Origin of the sequence: Amycolatopsis sp. NBC_00348, from assembly GCF_036114655.1 — a bacterium.
Taxonomy (GTDB): domain Bacteria; phylum Actinomycetota; class Actinomycetes; order Mycobacteriales; family Pseudonocardiaceae; genus Amycolatopsis.
Genome location: NZ_CP107994.1, coordinates 10517888 through 10533352 on the forward strand (window position 1 = coordinate 10517888; position 15465 = coordinate 10533352).

18 protein-coding genes are annotated in these 15465 nt (G+C 71.5%); 17 read left to right on the top strand and 1 reads right to left on the bottom strand.

The window, feature by feature from the left end:
- Positions 1–32: 32 nt before the first annotated feature.
- The 15 genes from OHS58_RS47660 to OHS58_RS47730 all read left to right on the top strand — a co-directional run bounded on the left by OHS58_RS47660 (position 33) and on the right by OHS58_RS47730 (position 12031).
- On the top strand, positions 33–758 hold the full coding sequence (locus OHS58_RS47660; protein ID WP_326947170.1) for a CPBP family intramembrane glutamic endopeptidase: 726 nt from the start codon (positions 33–35) through the stop codon (positions 756–758).
- Positions 759–858: 100 nt separating this feature from the next.
- Positions 859–1674: a CPBP family intramembrane glutamic endopeptidase gene (locus OHS58_RS47665; RefSeq protein ID WP_326955226.1), complete on the top strand. Its 816-nt coding sequence runs from the start codon at positions 859–861 to the stop codon at positions 1672–1674.
- Between the two features lie 184 nt (positions 1675–1858).
- Positions 1859–2302, top strand: coding sequence for a 30S ribosomal protein S16 (rpsP, locus tag OHS58_RS47670; RefSeq protein ID WP_247062372.1), 444 nt, complete (start codon positions 1859–1861; stop codon positions 2300–2302).
- Positions 2299–2538: an RNA-binding protein gene (locus OHS58_RS47675; protein ID WP_003103110.1), complete on the top strand. Its 240-nt coding sequence runs from the start codon at positions 2299–2301 to the stop codon at positions 2536–2538. Before rpsP ends, OHS58_RS47675 begins: the two co-directional genes overlap by 4 nt.
- Before the next feature lie 22 nt (positions 2539–2560).
- Positions 2561–3073: a ribosome maturation factor RimM gene (gene rimM, locus OHS58_RS47680; protein WP_328646647.1), complete on the top strand. Its 513-nt coding sequence runs from the start codon at positions 2561–2563 to the stop codon at positions 3071–3073.
- A 1-nt stretch (position 3074) separates the two neighbouring features.
- Positions 3075–3830 carry a tRNA (guanosine(37)-N1)-methyltransferase TrmD gene (gene trmD / locus OHS58_RS47685; RefSeq protein ID WP_326947172.1) on the top strand — a complete coding sequence of 252 codons (756 nt, stop codon included), beginning with the start codon at positions 3075–3077 and terminating at the stop codon, positions 3828–3830.
- A 176-nt stretch (positions 3831–4006) separates the two neighbouring features.
- On the top strand, positions 4007–4369 hold the full coding sequence (rplS, locus tag OHS58_RS47690; RefSeq protein WP_247062376.1) for a 50S ribosomal protein L19: 363 nt from the start codon (positions 4007–4009) through the stop codon (positions 4367–4369).
- A 31-nt stretch (positions 4370–4400) separates the two neighbouring features.
- On the top strand, positions 4401–5339 hold the full coding sequence (lepB, locus tag OHS58_RS47695) for a signal peptidase I (protein WP_326947173.1): 939 nt from the start codon (positions 4401–4403) through the stop codon (positions 5337–5339).
- Between the two features lie 90 nt (positions 5340–5429).
- Positions 5430–6272, top strand: a complete 843-nt coding sequence (locus OHS58_RS47700) for a ribonuclease HII (protein ID WP_247064058.1) — start codon at positions 5430–5432, stop codon at positions 6270–6272.
- The gene (locus tag OHS58_RS47705; RefSeq protein ID WP_003096226.1) at positions 6269–6592 is read left to right on the top strand and encodes a DUF2469 domain-containing protein; all 324 of its coding nucleotides are present in this window, start codon (positions 6269–6271) and stop codon (positions 6590–6592) included. The genes OHS58_RS47700 and OHS58_RS47705 overlap by 4 nt, the downstream gene beginning before the upstream one ends.
- Positions 6593–6877: 285 nt before the next feature.
- Positions 6878–7255, top strand: coding sequence for a YraN family protein (locus tag OHS58_RS47710; RefSeq protein ID WP_326947174.1), 378 nt, complete (start codon positions 6878–6880; stop codon positions 7253–7255).
- A complete protein-coding gene (locus tag OHS58_RS47715; protein WP_328646648.1) occupies positions 7255–8766 on the top strand; it encodes a YifB family Mg chelatase-like AAA ATPase in 1512 nt (503 codons plus the stop codon). The genes OHS58_RS47710 and OHS58_RS47715 overlap by 1 nt, the downstream gene beginning before the upstream one ends.
- Positions 8763–9995, top strand: coding sequence for a DNA-processing protein DprA (dprA, locus tag OHS58_RS47720; protein ID WP_328646649.1), 1233 nt, complete (start codon positions 8763–8765; stop codon positions 9993–9995). Before OHS58_RS47715 ends, dprA begins: the two co-directional genes overlap by 4 nt.
- A gap of 103 nt (positions 9996–10098) precedes the next feature.
- Positions 10099–11073 (top strand): tyrosine recombinase XerC, encoded by a 975-nt coding sequence (locus OHS58_RS47725; protein ID WP_326947177.1) that lies wholly within the window; start codon positions 10099–10101, stop codon positions 11071–11073.
- Between the two features lie 109 nt (positions 11074–11182).
- Positions 11183–12031, top strand: a complete 849-nt coding sequence (locus tag OHS58_RS47730) for a FliA/WhiG family RNA polymerase sigma factor (RefSeq protein WP_247062382.1) — start codon at positions 11183–11185, stop codon at positions 12029–12031.
- Here OHS58_RS47730 and OHS58_RS47735 read toward each other — a convergent pair whose 3' ends face one another.
- Positions 12032–12544 carry a M23 family metallopeptidase gene (locus OHS58_RS47735; protein ID WP_328649979.1) on the bottom strand — a complete coding sequence of 171 codons (513 nt, stop codon included), beginning with the start codon at positions 12542–12544 and terminating at the stop codon, positions 12032–12034. It abuts the gene before it with no gap.
- A gap of 1016 nt (positions 12545–13560) precedes the next feature.
- On the opposite strand from OHS58_RS47735, the gene rpsB reads away from it, so the two are divergent.
- Together rpsB and tsf are read left to right on the top strand one after the other, a co-directional pair.
- The gene (gene rpsB / locus OHS58_RS47740; protein WP_326947179.1) at positions 13561–14451 is read left to right on the top strand and encodes a 30S ribosomal protein S2; all 891 of its coding nucleotides are present in this window, start codon (positions 13561–13563) and stop codon (positions 14449–14451) included.
- Between the two features lie 100 nt (positions 14452–14551).
- Positions 14552–15367 (top strand): translation elongation factor Ts, encoded by an 816-nt coding sequence (gene tsf, locus OHS58_RS47745; protein WP_326947180.1) that lies wholly within the window; start codon positions 14552–14554, stop codon positions 15365–15367.
- Positions 15368–15465: the final 98 nt, after the last annotated feature.

Consider the following 15465-nt stretch of genomic DNA (forward strand, 5'->3'; position numbering starts at 1 on the left):
CCTTGCGGGACCGGCACTTTAGCGTTGGGCGCGTGACGGACGACGACGGCGCACGGCGCGTACTGGGGGCGCACTGGTGTTTCGTGGCGTTCTTCGCCGGGATCGCCGGCTACTACCTGATCAACCTCGCCATCGCCGCCGGGGTCAACCGCAACGTCGGCGGGTTCGACCCGCTCGAGCTGCGTGACATCGGCCCGCTCCTGCTCCTGGCATTCGTGCCCAACCTGCTGCTCGGCCTCGGCCCGGCCGTCGGCTCCTGGCTCTGGGGCCAGGGGCTGCGCGCCGACTTCGGGCTCACGCCGACCTGGCGCGACGTCCGGATCGGCCTCGCCTGCGGCGCGCTCGCGCTGGTCGTCGGCTACCTGCTCAACCTGGTGCTGATCGCGGTCTACGGTGCCGACGACGTCTCCGACAGCCCGCTCACCGACCTCGCCGACACCTTCGACGGCGACACGGTCTGGCTCGTGCTGGCCGCGGTGATCGTCATCATCGGCGCCCCGCTCACGGAGGAGCTGCTGGTCCGCGGCACGCTCTGGAAGGCGCTGTCGTTCCACCGGATCCCGGCGTGGGCGGTGCTCGTGCTCACCGCGCTCGTGTTCGCCCAGCTGCACGGGGAGCCCACCCGCACGATCGCGCTCTTCGGGCAGGGCATCGCGATCGGGCTGGCCCGGCACCTGTCCGGCCGGGTGAGCGCCGGCGTGATCGCGCACGCCGCCAACAACCTGCCGCCCGCCGTGCTGCTGTTCGTCGCGCACTGAGCGCTTGCGAAGATCGTGGACAGTAGCTGGACGGATACTGTGCGATCACTTTCCGGCCGCTAGGCTCGGGGGAGGAGCCGAGCGACCGCGGAGGGCAGGCGTGACCACTTCCCAGCCTCGGGAACCCCTTCCGGACGCGCTGCCGCCCCCCGAAGACCCGCCGGTGCCCCCGGAGCCCGCCGCCGCGGCGTTCCTGGAGCCCGCGCCCACTCACCGCTGGGGGTTCGGGGCGTTCCTGCTCGTCGAGGTCGTCCTGCTCGCGTCGGCCGCGTTCGTGTCCGTGCTGGTCGGCGACACCGGGCCCGGCCCGCTGCCGATCCGCGTCGTGCTGCTGGGCACCATGCTGCCGACGATGATCGCGGCCGGCGTCGCGGTGCTGGTCACCTACGTGCGCGGCAACGGGCCCTTCACCGACCTGCGGCTGCAGTGGCGCTGGTCCGACGTGCGGGTCGGGTTCAAGTACGGCTGCATCGGCCTCGTCTTCACGACCGTCGCCGCGTACCTCTGGACGCAGCTGGTCGGCGACGCCAACGCGACGTCCGCGATCAGCTCGCTGGTCGAGGACCGGCGGATGTCCGTGTCGGCGGCCGTCGTGATGTTCGTCTACCTCTGGCTGCTCGGCCCGATCTGCGAGGAGATCATCTACCGCGGCCTGCTCTGGGGCGCCGCCGAGCGGCTGCAGTGGCGCAGTGAACGCTGGGGCCGCTTCGCCGCGTTCCTGCTGTGCACAGCGGTGTTCGCGGCCAGTCACCTGGAGCCGTTGCGGACCACGTTGCTGCTGGTCATCGCGGTGCCGATCGGACTGGCGCGGCTCGTCACCGGACGGCTGCCCGCGAGCATCGTCGCGCACCAGGTGAACAACTTCCTCCCGGCGCTCACCATCCTGCTCGGCGCGCTCGGCGTGGCCTCTTTCTGAGGCCGTTTTCCCAGGCCGCTTTCAGGGGCCCCGGACCCCATCTGGCAGAATGGTGCACTGCCTGCTTCCGCCGGACCCTCTCACCGCGCGAAAGCTGTGACCTTCGGGTGCCCGCGTCCGTGTCCCCACTCGGACCGCGTGCGCCCACCCCAGCACCAGAGAGATTTGAGGAGTACCCACACCCGTGGCCGTCAAGATCAAGCTGCAGCGCCTCGGCAAGATCCGTGCGCCGTACTACCGCATCATCGTCGCCGACGCGCGCACCCGCCGGGATGGCAAGGCCATCGAGACGATCGGCAAGTACCACCCGAAGGAGGAGCCGAGCCTCATCGAGGTCGTCTCCGAGCGCGCCCAGTACTGGCTGGGTGTCGGCGCGCTGCCGACCGAGCCGGTCCAGCGTCTCCTCGAGATCACCGGTGACTGGCAGAAGTTCAAGGGCCTGCCGGGCGCCGAGGGCACCCTGAAGGTGGCCGAGCCGAAGCCGTCCAAGCAGGACCTGTTCAACGCGGCCCTGGCCGCGGCGGGCGAAGAGCCCACCACCGAGGCCACCACGCCGAAGAAGAAGTCGGCCCCCAAGAAGGCCGAGGCCGAGAAGGCCGAAGCCACCGAGGGTGAGAAGGCCGAGTGAGCTTTCTGGCTGATTCCCTCGAGCACCTGGTGCGCGGGATCGTCGACAACCCGGACGAGGTCCGGGTCGAGCTGCTGACCACGCGCCGTGGCCGCACGCTCGAGGTGCACGTGCACCCCGACGACCTCGGCAAGGTGATCGGCCGGGGCGGACGCACCGCGACCGCCTTGCGCACCGTCATGGGCGGCATCGGTGGCCGCGGCGTCCGCGTGGACGTCGTCGACACCGACCGCTGATCCAGGCACAGAGAACGGTCAGATGGACGTCGTAGCAGGCCGCATCGCCAAGGCGCACGGAATCCGCGGGGAACTCGCGGTCGACGTGCGCACGGATTCGCCGGAAGAGCGGTTCAAGGTCGGTGCGGCCGTCACGACGAAGCTGCGTGACGGCAGCAAAAGGGAACTCACCATCGCAGCCGCCCGCGAACACAGCGGGCGGCTGCTGGTGCGTTTCGAGGAGGTCCTGACCCGCGACGTCGCCGAGACGCTGCGGGGCGCGCTGCTGCTCGTCGACACCGACGCGCTGCCGCCGACCACCGACCCCGACGAGTTCTACGACCACGAGCTGGCCGGCCTGCGGGCCGAGCTGCTCGACGGCACCGTCCTCGGCAAGGTCGTCGAGGTCCTCCACTCGCCCGCGGGCGAGCTGCTGGAGCTCGACGTCGAGGGCCGCGAGGTGCTGGTGCCCTTCGTGCGGGCGATCGTCCCCACCGTGGACGTCGCCGGCGGCCGGGTCGTGCTCGACCCGCCGGAAGGGCTGCTGGACGCCTGAGATGCGGATCGACGTCGTCACCATCTTCCCCGAATACCTCGACCCGCTGCGCGCCGCGCTGCTGGGCCGGGCCATCGACCGCGGGCTCATCGAAGTCGGCGTGCACGACCTGCGCGAATGGACCCACGACGTCCACCGCGCGGTCGACGACGCGCCGTACGGCGGCGGTCCCGGCATGGTCATGAAGCCGCAGATCTGGGGCCCGGCGCTGGACGACGTCTGCCGTCCGGAGACCCGGCTGGTCGTGCCGACGCCGGCCGGGCGCCCCTTCACGCAGGAGCTCGCGCACGCGTACGCCGAGGAGAAGCACCTGGTCTTCGCGTGCGGCCGCTACGAGGGCATCGACCAGCGCGTCGTCGACGACGCCGCCCGCCGGATGCCGGTCGACGAGGTGTCGATCGGCGACTACGTCCTGGTCGGCGGCGAGGCGGCGGTGCTCGTCATGGTCGAGGCCGTCGTCCGGCTGCTGCCCGGCGTGCTCGGCAACGCCCGCTCGGCCGCCGAGGACTCCTTCTCCGACGGCCTGCTCGAAGGGCCCAGCTACACGCGGCCCGAGGTGTGGCGGGAGCTGCCCGTGCCCGAGGTGCTGCGGTCCGGGAACCACGCACTGATCGACCGCTGGCGCCGTGACCAGGCCCTGGACCGCACCGCCCGCCGTCGCCCCGACCTACTGGCCGCGCTGCCGGAAGGCAGTCTGGACAAGCACGATCGCAGGGTCCTGGAGGGCTTGAGCGCCGCCGACCCCGAGCGGGCTTAGGGGCGGTTCTCCCGCCGGAACCCCGGTCTGTAATACTTGACAGGTTGGCGTGAGTGGACTTCCTCGTTCACGAGCCCGCCATCAGCCCCCTTGGGTCGCCCGCAGCAGCATCGTTGCGCGCGGTGCGCCTTTCGGGATGTGTACGCAAGCCATACGAAGACGAGGACGGACCACCGATGAACACCCTGGACGCGCTGGACAAGCAGTCACTGCGTTCCGACATCCCGGCCTTCCGCCCGGGCGACACGCTCAAGGTGCACGTCCGCGTCATCGAGGGCAACCGCGAGCGCAACCAGGTCTTCCAGGGCGTCGTGATCCGCCGTCAGGGCGGCGGCATCCGGGAGACCTTCACCGTTCGCAAGGTCTCCTTCGGTGTCGGCGTGGAGCGCACCTTCCCGGTGCACTCGCCGAACGTGGCCGAGGTCGAGGTCCACAAGCGCGGCGACGTGCGGCGCGCGAAGCTGTACTACCTGCGCGACCTGCGCGGCAAGAAGGCCAAGATCAAGGAGCGTCGCGAGAACCGCGAGACGGCTAACTGAGTCACAACCCGGTTACCGGTAGCCTGACGACGTGGCCGAACCCGTGTCCCAGAACGCTCCTGAGGATGACCCCGATCGCTCCGAGGAGAACCAGCCCCGGCTGTCTCGCTCCGAAGAGCGCGGGGGCGCCCGCCGCAGGCGAGCCAAGCCCGCCAAGAAACGGTCGTTCTGGAAGGAACTGCCGATCCTGCTCGTGATCGCCCTGGTGCTCACGATCCTGATCCAGACATTCCTGGCGAAGGTCTTCATGATTCCCTCGGGATCGATGGAGGCCACCCTCCACGGGTGCCCCGGATGCACCGGTGACCGGATCCTCGTCGACCGGGTCACTTACGACTTCACCGAGCCCGGACCGGGCGACGTGGTCGTGTTCAAGGGCCCGCAGGCGTGGATCAACAACGAGATCCCGCCGCAGGAGTCGAGCAACATCGTGGTCCGCGGGCTCCGCGGCCTCGGCTCACTGGTCGGGTTCGCCCCGCCGGACGAGCGCGACTTCGTCAAGCGGGTGATCGCGGTCGGCGGCCAGACCGTCCAGTGCTGCGACCCGCAGGGCCGCGTGATCGTGGACGGCAAGGCGCTCGACGAGCCGTACGTCTACTGGGAAGACCCGTCCAACCCGAACGAGAAGCCCTTCGAACCGGTCAAGGTTCCCGCGGGGATGGTCTGGGTGATGGGCGACAACCGCAACAACTCCGACGACTCGCGGTTCCAGGGCGGCGGCGGCGTGAACGGTGCGGTCCCGGTGGACAACATCATCGGCAAGGCGCGGATCATCGTCCTGCCGCCGGGCCGGTGGGGCGGGATCACCGACCACAACCCGCAGGAATCGGCTCAGCCGGTGGCGCTCGGCGCGCCGGAGTGGCAGAGCGGGCTCCCGCTCGGAGCCGGGATCGCGGCGGCCTGGCCGGCGCTGTTCCTCGGGCGCAAGCTCAAGTCCGGACTGCGCCGGACGGCCGGGCGGAAAAGCTAGCCACCCGGACCGTGCCGGCAGACGGGTGATGCAGCCTTGACACTTCCCGTTCCCCTCACCGCGGCCGAGCCGATCCGGCCGCCGCGAGCCGTGGTGCGCGGCGACCTCTTCTGGGGTCTGCAGGGCGCACTCGACCGCCGCGGCCTCGGCCCGGTCGCCGGTGTGGACGAAGCCGGGGCCGGCGCGTGCGCGGGCCCGCTCGTGATCGCGGCCTGCGTGCTCAAGCAAGGCGACGCGGCGAGGCTCACCGAGCTGACGGACTCCAAGCTGATGACGGCCAAGGCGCGTGACCGGGTCTACGACCTGGTCCTCGCCCGGGCCGTCGACTACTCGGTGATCGTCGTCCCGACCGCCGAGGTCGACCTCTACGGCATCCGGGTGATGAACCTCGAAGGCATGCGCCGCGCCGCGGCGGCGTTGCGCGTGGCACCGGGGTACATCCTCACCGACGGGTTCCGCGTCCCGGGCCTCACCGCCCCGAACGCCGCGGTGATCAAGGGCGACCGGACGGTGGCCGCCATCGCGGCCGCGTCGGTGCTGGCAAAGGTGACACGGGACCGCATCATGGCCGGTCACCACGACGACCTGCCGCACTACGGTTTCGACGTGCACAAGGGATACAGCACGGCGGACCACCTGTCGGCGCTGCGCGAACACGGACCCAGCGACGTCCACCGCTGGTCGTACACGAACGTCGCCACGGCGGCGATCGCGCACGGCATGCGCCCCGAGCGTCCGGTCGTCCTGACCTACGCGGCACTGGAGAAAGCCATGGAGAAGGACGCCGGTGCGAGCCTGGCCGCCGTCCTCGACGAAGCTTTGGACCCACAACTCAGCCTGCCGTTGCATGCCCCGAGCGCCGGCGTAGGTCACAATGAACGCTCCGCCGGCGGAGCAGGAGCACGATCCCGAGGAGGGGCGCGGATTTCATGAGCGCAGAGGATCTCGAGAAGTACGAGACCGAGATGGAGCTCTCGCTGTACCGCGAGTACCGCGACATCGTCGGCCAGTTCTCGTACGTGGTGGAGACCGAGCGGCGGTTCTACCTGGCCAACGCGGTGGACGTCCAGGTCCGCGACGGCGGTGGCGAGGTGTACTTCGAGGTCCGCATGTCCGACGCGTGGGTCTGGGACATGTACCGCCCCGCCCGGTTCGTCAAGCACGTGCGGGTGATCACCTTCAAGGACGTCAACGTCGAGGAGCTGGACAAGCCGGACCTCCGGCTTCCCGAAGACGGCCCGTTCTCGGGCTGAGCTTCCCCGTCACACCGGCGAAACCGCGCTACCAGGCGCGGTTTCGCCGGTTTTGTCGTCTCCGGGCCCCTTGTCGGGGTCCGTGCCCTTAGCACGCCGCACCGACATTTCCGGTCCCACGCCGGCTCCGGGCGGGGCAGTTGTCCACATCCCCCGGTTGTCCACAACCCGGCGATCCGGGTCTGGTCTCCCCACCACGCGCCCTGGCAACGTCGTTCACGCACGCACCGTGATCACCGGGACCGCCCCGGTGACCGCCGCGGCGCGGCGAGGGGACGAAACACGATGACGGGCACCGATCAGCTCGCGAGACACCGCCGCGACTTCGGCACCTGGGGCGAGGACGTGGCCGCGCGGCACCTGCAGGACCGCGGCCTGGTCCTGCTCGCCCGCAACTGGCGCTGCCGCGAGGGCGAGCTCGACCTCGTCCTCACCGACCGCACCCGGGTCGTCTTCTGCGAGGTCAAAACCCGGTCCGGAACCGAGTTCGGCCTGCCGTCGGAGACCGTCACCGAGGAGAAGGCCGGCCGGGTCCGCCGCGCGGCGCAACGCTGGCTGCGCGAGTTCCGCATCGGCTGGTGCCCCATCCGGTACGACGTCGTCACGATCCTCGCCGAAGCCGGCGCCCGCCCGCGGCTGCAGCACATCGAGGCGGCGTTCTGATGCCGATCGCCAAGTCCTGGTCGGTCGCCCTGCTGGGCATCGACGGCCGCGTCATCGAGATCGAAGCCGACCTCGGCGGCGGCCTGAGCCGCGTCACCCTCGTCGGGCTGCCGGACGCCGGTCTGCGCGAGGCGAAGGACCGCGTCCGCTCCGCCGTGCGCAACTCCGGGCAGCCCTGGCCCGACGGCAAGGTGACGCTCGGCCTGTCCCCGGCGAACCTGCCCAAGGTCGGCTCGGCCTACGACCTCGGCATCGCGGTGGCCGTGCTCGCGGCGACGGGCGCCGTCCCGGCGACGCGCTTGCTCGGCACGGTCCTGCTCGGCGAACTCGCCTTGGACGGCCGGGTCCGCGCGGTCCGCGGTGTCCTCCCGGGCCTGCTCGCGGCGCGCGCGGCCGGCTACGAGCGAGCCGTCGTCCCGGCGGATTCCCTCGTCGAGGCGGCGTTGGTCGACGGCATCGAGGTGGCGGGCGCGACCCACCTGCGTGACCTGGTGGGCTGGCTGAAGGGCGAAGCCGGCCTGGTCGCCCCGGAACCGCCCGCCCCGGTCGTGCCACCGCAGGTCCCGGACCTCGCCGACGTCGTCGGCCAGCCGGAGGCGCGCTGGGCCCTGGAGGTGGCCGCGGCGGGCGGGCACCACCTCCTGCTCACCGGGCCGCCGGGCGTGGGCAAGACGATGCTCGCGAAGCGGCTGCCCGGCCTGCTCCCGCCGTTGTCGTCCGAGGAGTCCTTGGAAGTCACGGCGGTGCATTCGGTCGACGGTTCGCTGTCGAAGTCGTCGCCACTGGTCACGGTCCCGCCGTTCGTCGCCCCGCACCACTCGATCTCGGTGCCGGCCCTGATCGGCGGCGGCAGCGGCCTCGCGTCCCCCGGCGCGATCAGCCGCGCCCACCGCGGAGTCCTGTTCCTCGACGAGGTCTGCGAGTTCGGCAGCCAGCGCCTGGAATCCCTGCGGACGATCCTGGAGGAGGGCGAAGTCCGCATCGCCCGCGTCAAGGGCTCGATCACCTACCCGGCGCGGTTCCAACTCGTGCTCGCGTCGAACCCGTGCGCGTGCGCCCCGCCGAAGGACGTGGACTGCGTCTGCTCCCCGATGGCCCGCCGCCGTTACCTCGGCCGCTTGTCGGGCCCGTTGCTGGATCGGGTGGACCTCCGGGTCCGCCTGCGTCAGCTGAGCGCGATCAGCGTCCACGACACGGACACGGCGGAGTCCTCGGAGACGGTCCGCGCCCGGGTGCTGGAAGCGCGCGCCCGCGCGGCCCACCGCTGGCAGGACCACGGCTGGCGCGCGAACTCGGAGGTCCCCGGCCCGGCCCTGCGGCGCGAGTTCGCCCTCCCGCCGTCGTCGACGGTCCTCCTGGACCGGGCCATGGACCGGGGAATCCTGAGCGGCCGGGGAGCAGACCGCTGCCTCCGCATCGCCTGGACTCTGGCCGACCTGGACGCCGAACCCCGCCCCGGTCCCGAACAGGTCGGCTCGGCGCTGGCCTTCCGAGAGCGGGTCGCGGCATGAGCACTCCCGAATGTCCGCCCGCCGGATGCCTGCCCGGTGAGTCCGAGCCCGGCTCCGAACCGGCCGGCTCCGCACCCACCGTCGAAGAGCGCGCCGACGAACTGCACCGGGCCCGCGCCTACCTGCTGCGGGTCGCCGAGCCACCGGCCCCCGCACTCGTCGCCTTCGTGGCCCGGCACGGGCCCGTGGAGGCCGCCGCTCGCGTGTGGCGTGGCGACTGCCCGCCCGACGTGCTGAAGGCGACCGAAGCCCGGCGGGCGTACAACCTCGTCGGCCAGGACTTCGAACGGGCCGCGGCTGTCGGGGCCCGGCTGGTCGTGCCCGAGGACGACGAATGGCCGGCCTGGCCACTCCTCTCCCTCGACCTCGCCGCCCAGCGCGGGGTCACGGAAGCCGTGCCGCCACTGGCGCTCTGGGTCGCCGGCGACATCCCGCTCGGCACCGCGGCCGATCGCGCCGTGGCGGTGGTCGGCGCCCGGGCCTCGACCGACTACGGCAACCAGCACGCCACCGATATTGCCCACGGGCTCGCCACCCGAGGCGTGCCGGTCTTTTCCGGGGCGGCCTACGGCATCGACGGCAAAGCCCACCACGCCGCGCTCGCCGCGGCCGGGGTCACCGTCGCGGTGCTGGGGTGCGCCATCGACGCGGGCTATCCCGCGGGGCACGTCGCGCTGCTCACCCGCATCGCCGGCAGCGGTGGCGCGGTGGTCAGCGAGTACCCGCCCGGCACCCCGCCGGCGCGGCACCGGTTCCTGGTCCGCAACCGGCTCATCGCCGCCCTCACCGAGGGCACCCTGGTGGTCGAGGCCGGGCGGCGCAGCGGCGCGCGCAACACCGCGAGCACCGCCGGCGCGCTGGGCAAGGTGGTGATGGCCGTGCCCGGGCCGATCACGTCGGCCATGTCGGTCGGCTGCCACGAGCTGATCCGGGACGCCCGGGCCACGCTGGTCTCGACGGTCGACGAGGTCCTCGAGACCGTGGGGCTCTTCGGCGTCGTGGAAGCCGGCACCGCGGCCCGGCCGAAACGGCGCACCGACCGGCTGGGCCCCGACGCGCTGCGGGCGTACGAGGCGCTGGCCGTGCGCGCGGACCGGTCCGACGCCGAGATCGCGGCCGAGTCCGGCGTTCCGCTGCGGACCGTGCGGGCCCTGCTGCCGGAGCTGGAGATCGACGGATTCGCCGTCCGCGGCGAGGCGGGCTGGCGACGGCGGAAGGAAAGCGCGTGAACACCACGGATTCCCGGCGAAATCGTCGAATATGTTCGGCCGGACCGGTGGGCCCGCGTGGCGATCCTTGACCGGCGGCGGATGTTCGCGCAGCGTGACATCCATGCCGCCGCCACCTCGATCCCGCCGGCCGGACCTGCGCGGGCTCCGGGACACCCTGCCCGAGCCGGTCCGGGCCGTGATCACCGGTTACGAGCGGCACCTCGGGCTCGAACGGGGCCTTTCCGCGCACACCGTCCGCGCGTACGTCGGTGACGCGGTGTCGCTCCTGGGCTTCGTCGCCGAGGCTGGGGGCGGGCTCGCGGACGTGGACCTCGCCCGGCTGCGGGCGTGGCTCGCGGCGCAGCAGACCGGCGGGGCCAGCCGCACGACGCTCGCCCGGCGGGCGGCCTCGGCCCGGACGTTCACCGCCTGGGCGCACCGCACCGAGGTCCTCGCCACCGACCCCGGGGGCCGGCTGGCCGCCCCGCGGGCGCACCGCACCCTGCCGGGGGTGCTGCGGGCCGCTCAGGCGGGGGAGGTCATGCGGGCCTCGGCGGCCGGCGCGGCGGAACGTGATCCGATCGCCCTGCGTGATCGCGCGATCGTCGAGCTGCTCTACGCCACGGGCATCCGGGTGTCCGAGTTGTGCGGCTTGGACCTCGGCGGCGCGGACTTCTCCCGGCGTGTCGTGACGGTGCTCGGCAAGGGGAGCAAGGAGCGGGTGGTCCCGTTCGGCGTCCCCGCGGCCGGGGCGCTGGGCGACTGGATCGAGGAGGGCCGCCCGAAGATCGTCGGCGAAAGCGCCGGTGGGAGCGTCGAGCCCGCGCTCTTCCTCGGTGTCCGGGGGAAACGCCTCGACCCGCGGGCGGTGCGCCGCGTGGTCCACGACGCCGTCACAGCGGTGCCCGGAGCACAGGACATGGGCCCGCACGGCCTGCGCCATTCGGCGGCGACGCATCTGCTGGAAGGGGGCGCCGATCTCAGGAGCGTTCAGGAACTGCTTGGTCACGCTACGCTTGCCACGACGCAGCTCTACACTCATGTGACCGTCGACCGGTTGAAAGCGATCCATGACCGAGCGCATCCCAGGGCGTGAAGTGCCCCGGGGAGCCTCGCCGGGGTCGTCACCAGCGGGCCTGGCGGCGCACGCGCATCCGCACGAGCACGGAGACGACACTGAGCCGCATGCCGAGAACGACGGTGCAATGACCGCAGGACCGCACGTCACCGACGCCACCGGAGTGAACACTCGCGGTGCCGCCGCCGTGCCCGCGGAATCTCGGGCCGCCTACGACGTCGACGCCGGTATCGCGGCGCTGTGGCAGCAGTTCGCCGACAGCCCGGACCAGGCGTCGCGCGATCGGCTCGTGCTGCACTACGCCCCGCTGGTCAAGTACGTCGCCGGCCGGGTCGGCACCGGTTTGCCCACCCACGTCGACGTCGGCGACCTCGTGCAGTCCGGCATCTTCGGGCTCGTCGACGCGATCGAGAAGTTCGACCCCGAACGCGGCCTGCGCTTCGAGACGTACGCGATGCAGCGCATCCGCGGCGCGATCCTCGACGACCTCCGCTCGCAGGACTGGGTCCCGCGCGCGGTCCGCAGCAAGGCGAAGGAAGCCGAGCGCGCGATGGAGCGCCTGGGCGCCCGCCTGCACCGCACCCCGACCGACGCGGAGCTGGCCGTCGAGCTCGGCATCGGCCTCGACGACCTGCGCGACTTCTACGGCCAGCTGCAGCTCACCAGCGTCGTCGCGCTGGAGGACCTGGTGGCCGCGGGCAAGGACAGCGGATCCCTGGTCGACACAATTCCCGACGACGACGCGGTCGACCCGGTCGCGGTCCTGGTCGACCAGGACAACCGCCGCCAGCTCGCGCAGGCGATCGGACAGCTGTCCGAGCGCGACAAGATCGTGGTCAGCCTCTATTACTTCGAGAGCCTGACCCTCGCCGAGATCGGGAAGGTCCTCGGCGTCACCGAGTCGCGGGTCAGCCAGCTGCACACCCGCGCCGTCATGCGGCTGCGCGCCAAGCTGGTCGAGCAGACCGGCAGCTGATCACGGTTCACCGCCCCACGGCTTGAGCCGGTACGCGCCCACCTCACCGGTCAGGGACAGCGGATCGACGTACTCCTCACCCCGCCGCACACCCCAGTGCAGACACGCGGCGACCGCGCAGCCGGGATGCCCGGCGAGGACGGTGCCGAGCACCTGACCGCGAAACACCTGCTCACCGGCGGCCACCTTCGGCGCGACGGGCTCATAGGTGGTGCGCAGCCCACCGTCGTGGTCCACGGAGATCACCGGCCGCCCGGCCACAAGCCCGGCGAACACGACGACACCCGCATCAGCCGCCAGAACGTCCTGCCCGGGCACGGCGGCCAGGTCGACCCCGCGGTGCCCGGGCCCGTAGGGCGTTTCCGGCGCATCGAAGTACTTGGCAACCACCGGATCGGGTGAGAGAGGCCAGGAAAGCCGCGGCTGAGGCACAGCCCACGGATCAGCCGCCGCGGGAAGAACCCACCCGTCTCCAGACGGCGACGGGACAACCGGGTCGGGTGACTCGAACACGGCAGCCCCGGACGACGCTGCGTCCGGGGTCCACGCCCAGATGCCATCCCGATCCGCGAGGACCGGCGCAGCACGTGCCAGTCCGGCCGATCCGGCGGTGCCCAGCGCGGGTGCTCCCTGCTCGGTGCCCCATAGTCCGGCCGAGGCCGGATCGACCGGCCTCGGGATGGTGGCCGGCGTGCTTGCGTGGCGCGGCCCGGCTACGCCCGCGGCGAGCGCTATGGCGTCCGCGACAGATGGGCCGGTTGCCCAGGGCACGGTGGATGCGGCGCCCGAGAAGGCAGAGCTGGTCGCCCCCGCAATCTCCGTGGCGTCCGCGAAGCCGGGTCTGGTCGCGCCTGCGAGTGCTGCGGTGTCCGCGAGCTGAAGGCGGGTCGCCGCTGCGAGCGCCGCAGCGTCTACAGGGCGGAGGCTGGGCCCCGCTGCGAGCGCAGCAGCATCTGCGATGCCCGAGCTGCTCGTCCCTGCAGGCGCCGCGGCGTCTGCCGAAGGTGGCCTGGTCGCCGCCGGCCCGGCGAGAGCCGGGCCGAAGACCCCGGCCGCCAGCGTCACAACCCCGGCAAAAACCGTCGTGACCAGGGCAATCAGCCCCGCGCCACGACCCGGTACCCCACCTCTGAACCCCTTGATCGACTCCACCCGTCCAGCCTGCGGCACCTTCGAACCTCTTGGGGTCCGATGCCCGGATCTGTGGACAACTCACCCCGTTGTGGACAACCCGGCCCGGCGGTGGCCGCCGGTGGGGGAGGGGCTGGTGGCAGGGGGTAGAATCTTTTCCGCGGTCCGTGTGAGCGGACTGACTTCGCGTGCACGTGCGCGTTCCCCCGCCAGTGGATCACCGGCCGGGGCGAGTCGCACGGTGTTCGGCGGTCCCTGTGGTCCTTCGCCTCAGGGTCCGGACACCGGCACGGGCACCAGGGCGAGCGGCCTCCCGGCCGCGAGCGACAAAACCGAGTAGCGCGGCAGGGTCCTCAAGGGCTCCGGCGCGCACGACACAGAAGAGGTCGATTCCGGCAATGGCCGTCGTCACCATGAAGCAGCTGCTCGACAGCGGCGTCCACTTCGGGCACCAGACCCGTCGGTGGAACCCGAAGATGAAGCGCTACATCTTCACCGAGCGCAACGGCATCTACATCATCGACCTGCAGCAGACGCTGACCTACATCGACCGTGCGTACGAGTTCATCAAGGAAACCGTCGCGCACGGCGGCACGATCATGTTCGTCGGCACGAAGAAGCAGGCTCAGGAAGCCATCGCGGCCGAAGCCTCGCGCGTGGGCATGCCCTACGTGAACCAGCGCTGGCTCGGCGGCATGCTGACCAACTTCCAGACCGTGCACAAGCGTCTTCTCCGCCTGAAGGAGCTCGAGTCGCGGGAGCAGACCGGCGGCTTCGAGGGTCTCACCAAGCGCGAGATCCTGACGCTGACCCGCGAGAAGGACAAGCTCGAGAAGACCCTCGGCGGTATCCGCGACATGGCCAAGGTGCCGAGCATCGTGTGGATCGTCGACACCAAGAAGGAGCACATCGCCGTCGGCGAGGCTCGCAAGCTGAACATCCCGGTCGTCGCGATCCTGGACACCAACTGCGACCCGGACGAGGTCGACTACCCGATCCCGGGCAACGACGACGCCATCCGGTCGGCCGCGCTGCTGACCAAGGTCGTCGCCGAGGCCGCTGCCGCCGGTCTCATGCAGCGCTCCAGCCGCAACGGTGCTTCGGCCGACTCCAAGCCGGAGCCGGGTGTCGCCACCGACGAGCCGCTGGCCGAGTGGGAGAAGGAGCTGCTCGCCGGCTCCGAGACCGCCGCCGCCGACGCGACCGAGGCGGCCGCGGCCGTCGACGCTCCGGTCGAGACGCCGGCCGAGGCCCCCGCCGAGGCCGAGCAGGCGACCGCCTCCTCCTGATCCACCGCTGTCCGTGCGGCCGGGCCGGATCCCGGCCCGGCCGCACGGATGTCGCTCCCCCCAAGGATTTCACGTACCTGAAAAGGACGGATTTAGCAGAATGGCGAACTACACCGCCGCTGACGTGAAGCGCCTGCGCGAGATGACCGGCGCCGGCTTCATGGACTGCAAGAAGGCGATGGAGGAGAACGACGGCGACTTCGACAAGGCCGTCGAGTTCCTCCGCATCAAGGGCGCCAAGGACGTCGGCAAGCGCGCCGAGCGCGCCACCGCCGAAGGCCTCGTCGCCGGCGCCGGCGGCGTCCTGATCGAGCTCGACTCCGAGACCGACTTCGTCGCGAAGAACGCCGAGTTCCAGGCGCTCGCCGCGAAGATCGTCGAGGTCGCGAAGACCGTCAAGACCAGCGACGTGGACGCCCTCAAGGGCGCCGAGCTGGACGGCAAGACGGTCAACGAGGTCGTGCAGGAGCTGTCCGCCCGCATCGGCGAGAAGCTCGAGCTGCGCCGCGTCGTGTCCTTCGAGGGCCAGACCACGAGCTACCTGCACCGCCGCGGCTCGGACCTGCCGCCGGCCGTCGGCGTGCTCGTCGAGTTCACCGGTGACGACACCGAGGCCGCCCGCGCCGCCGCCATGCAGGTCGCCGCGCTGCGCGCGAAGTACCTGACCCGCGACGAGGTGCCCGCCGAGATCGTCGAGAACGAGCGCTCCATCGCGGAGAAGACCGCCCGTGAAGAGGGCAAGCCGGAGCAGGCGATGACGAAGATCGTCGAAGGCAAGGTCAACGCGTACTACAAGGACAACGTGCTGCTCGAGCAGCCGTCGGTCAAGGACAACAAGAAGACCGTCAAGGCCCTGCTCGACGCGGCGGGCGTGACGATCACGAAGTTCGCCCGTTTCGAGGTCGGCCAGGCCTGAGGCCAGGTCCGGGCGTAGGTTTCACCCCCAGTGCCCCGTCTCCGTCCATCGGGGACGGGGCACTGCCGGGTCCAGAAGAAGATTTTTCGAGGGTCGAA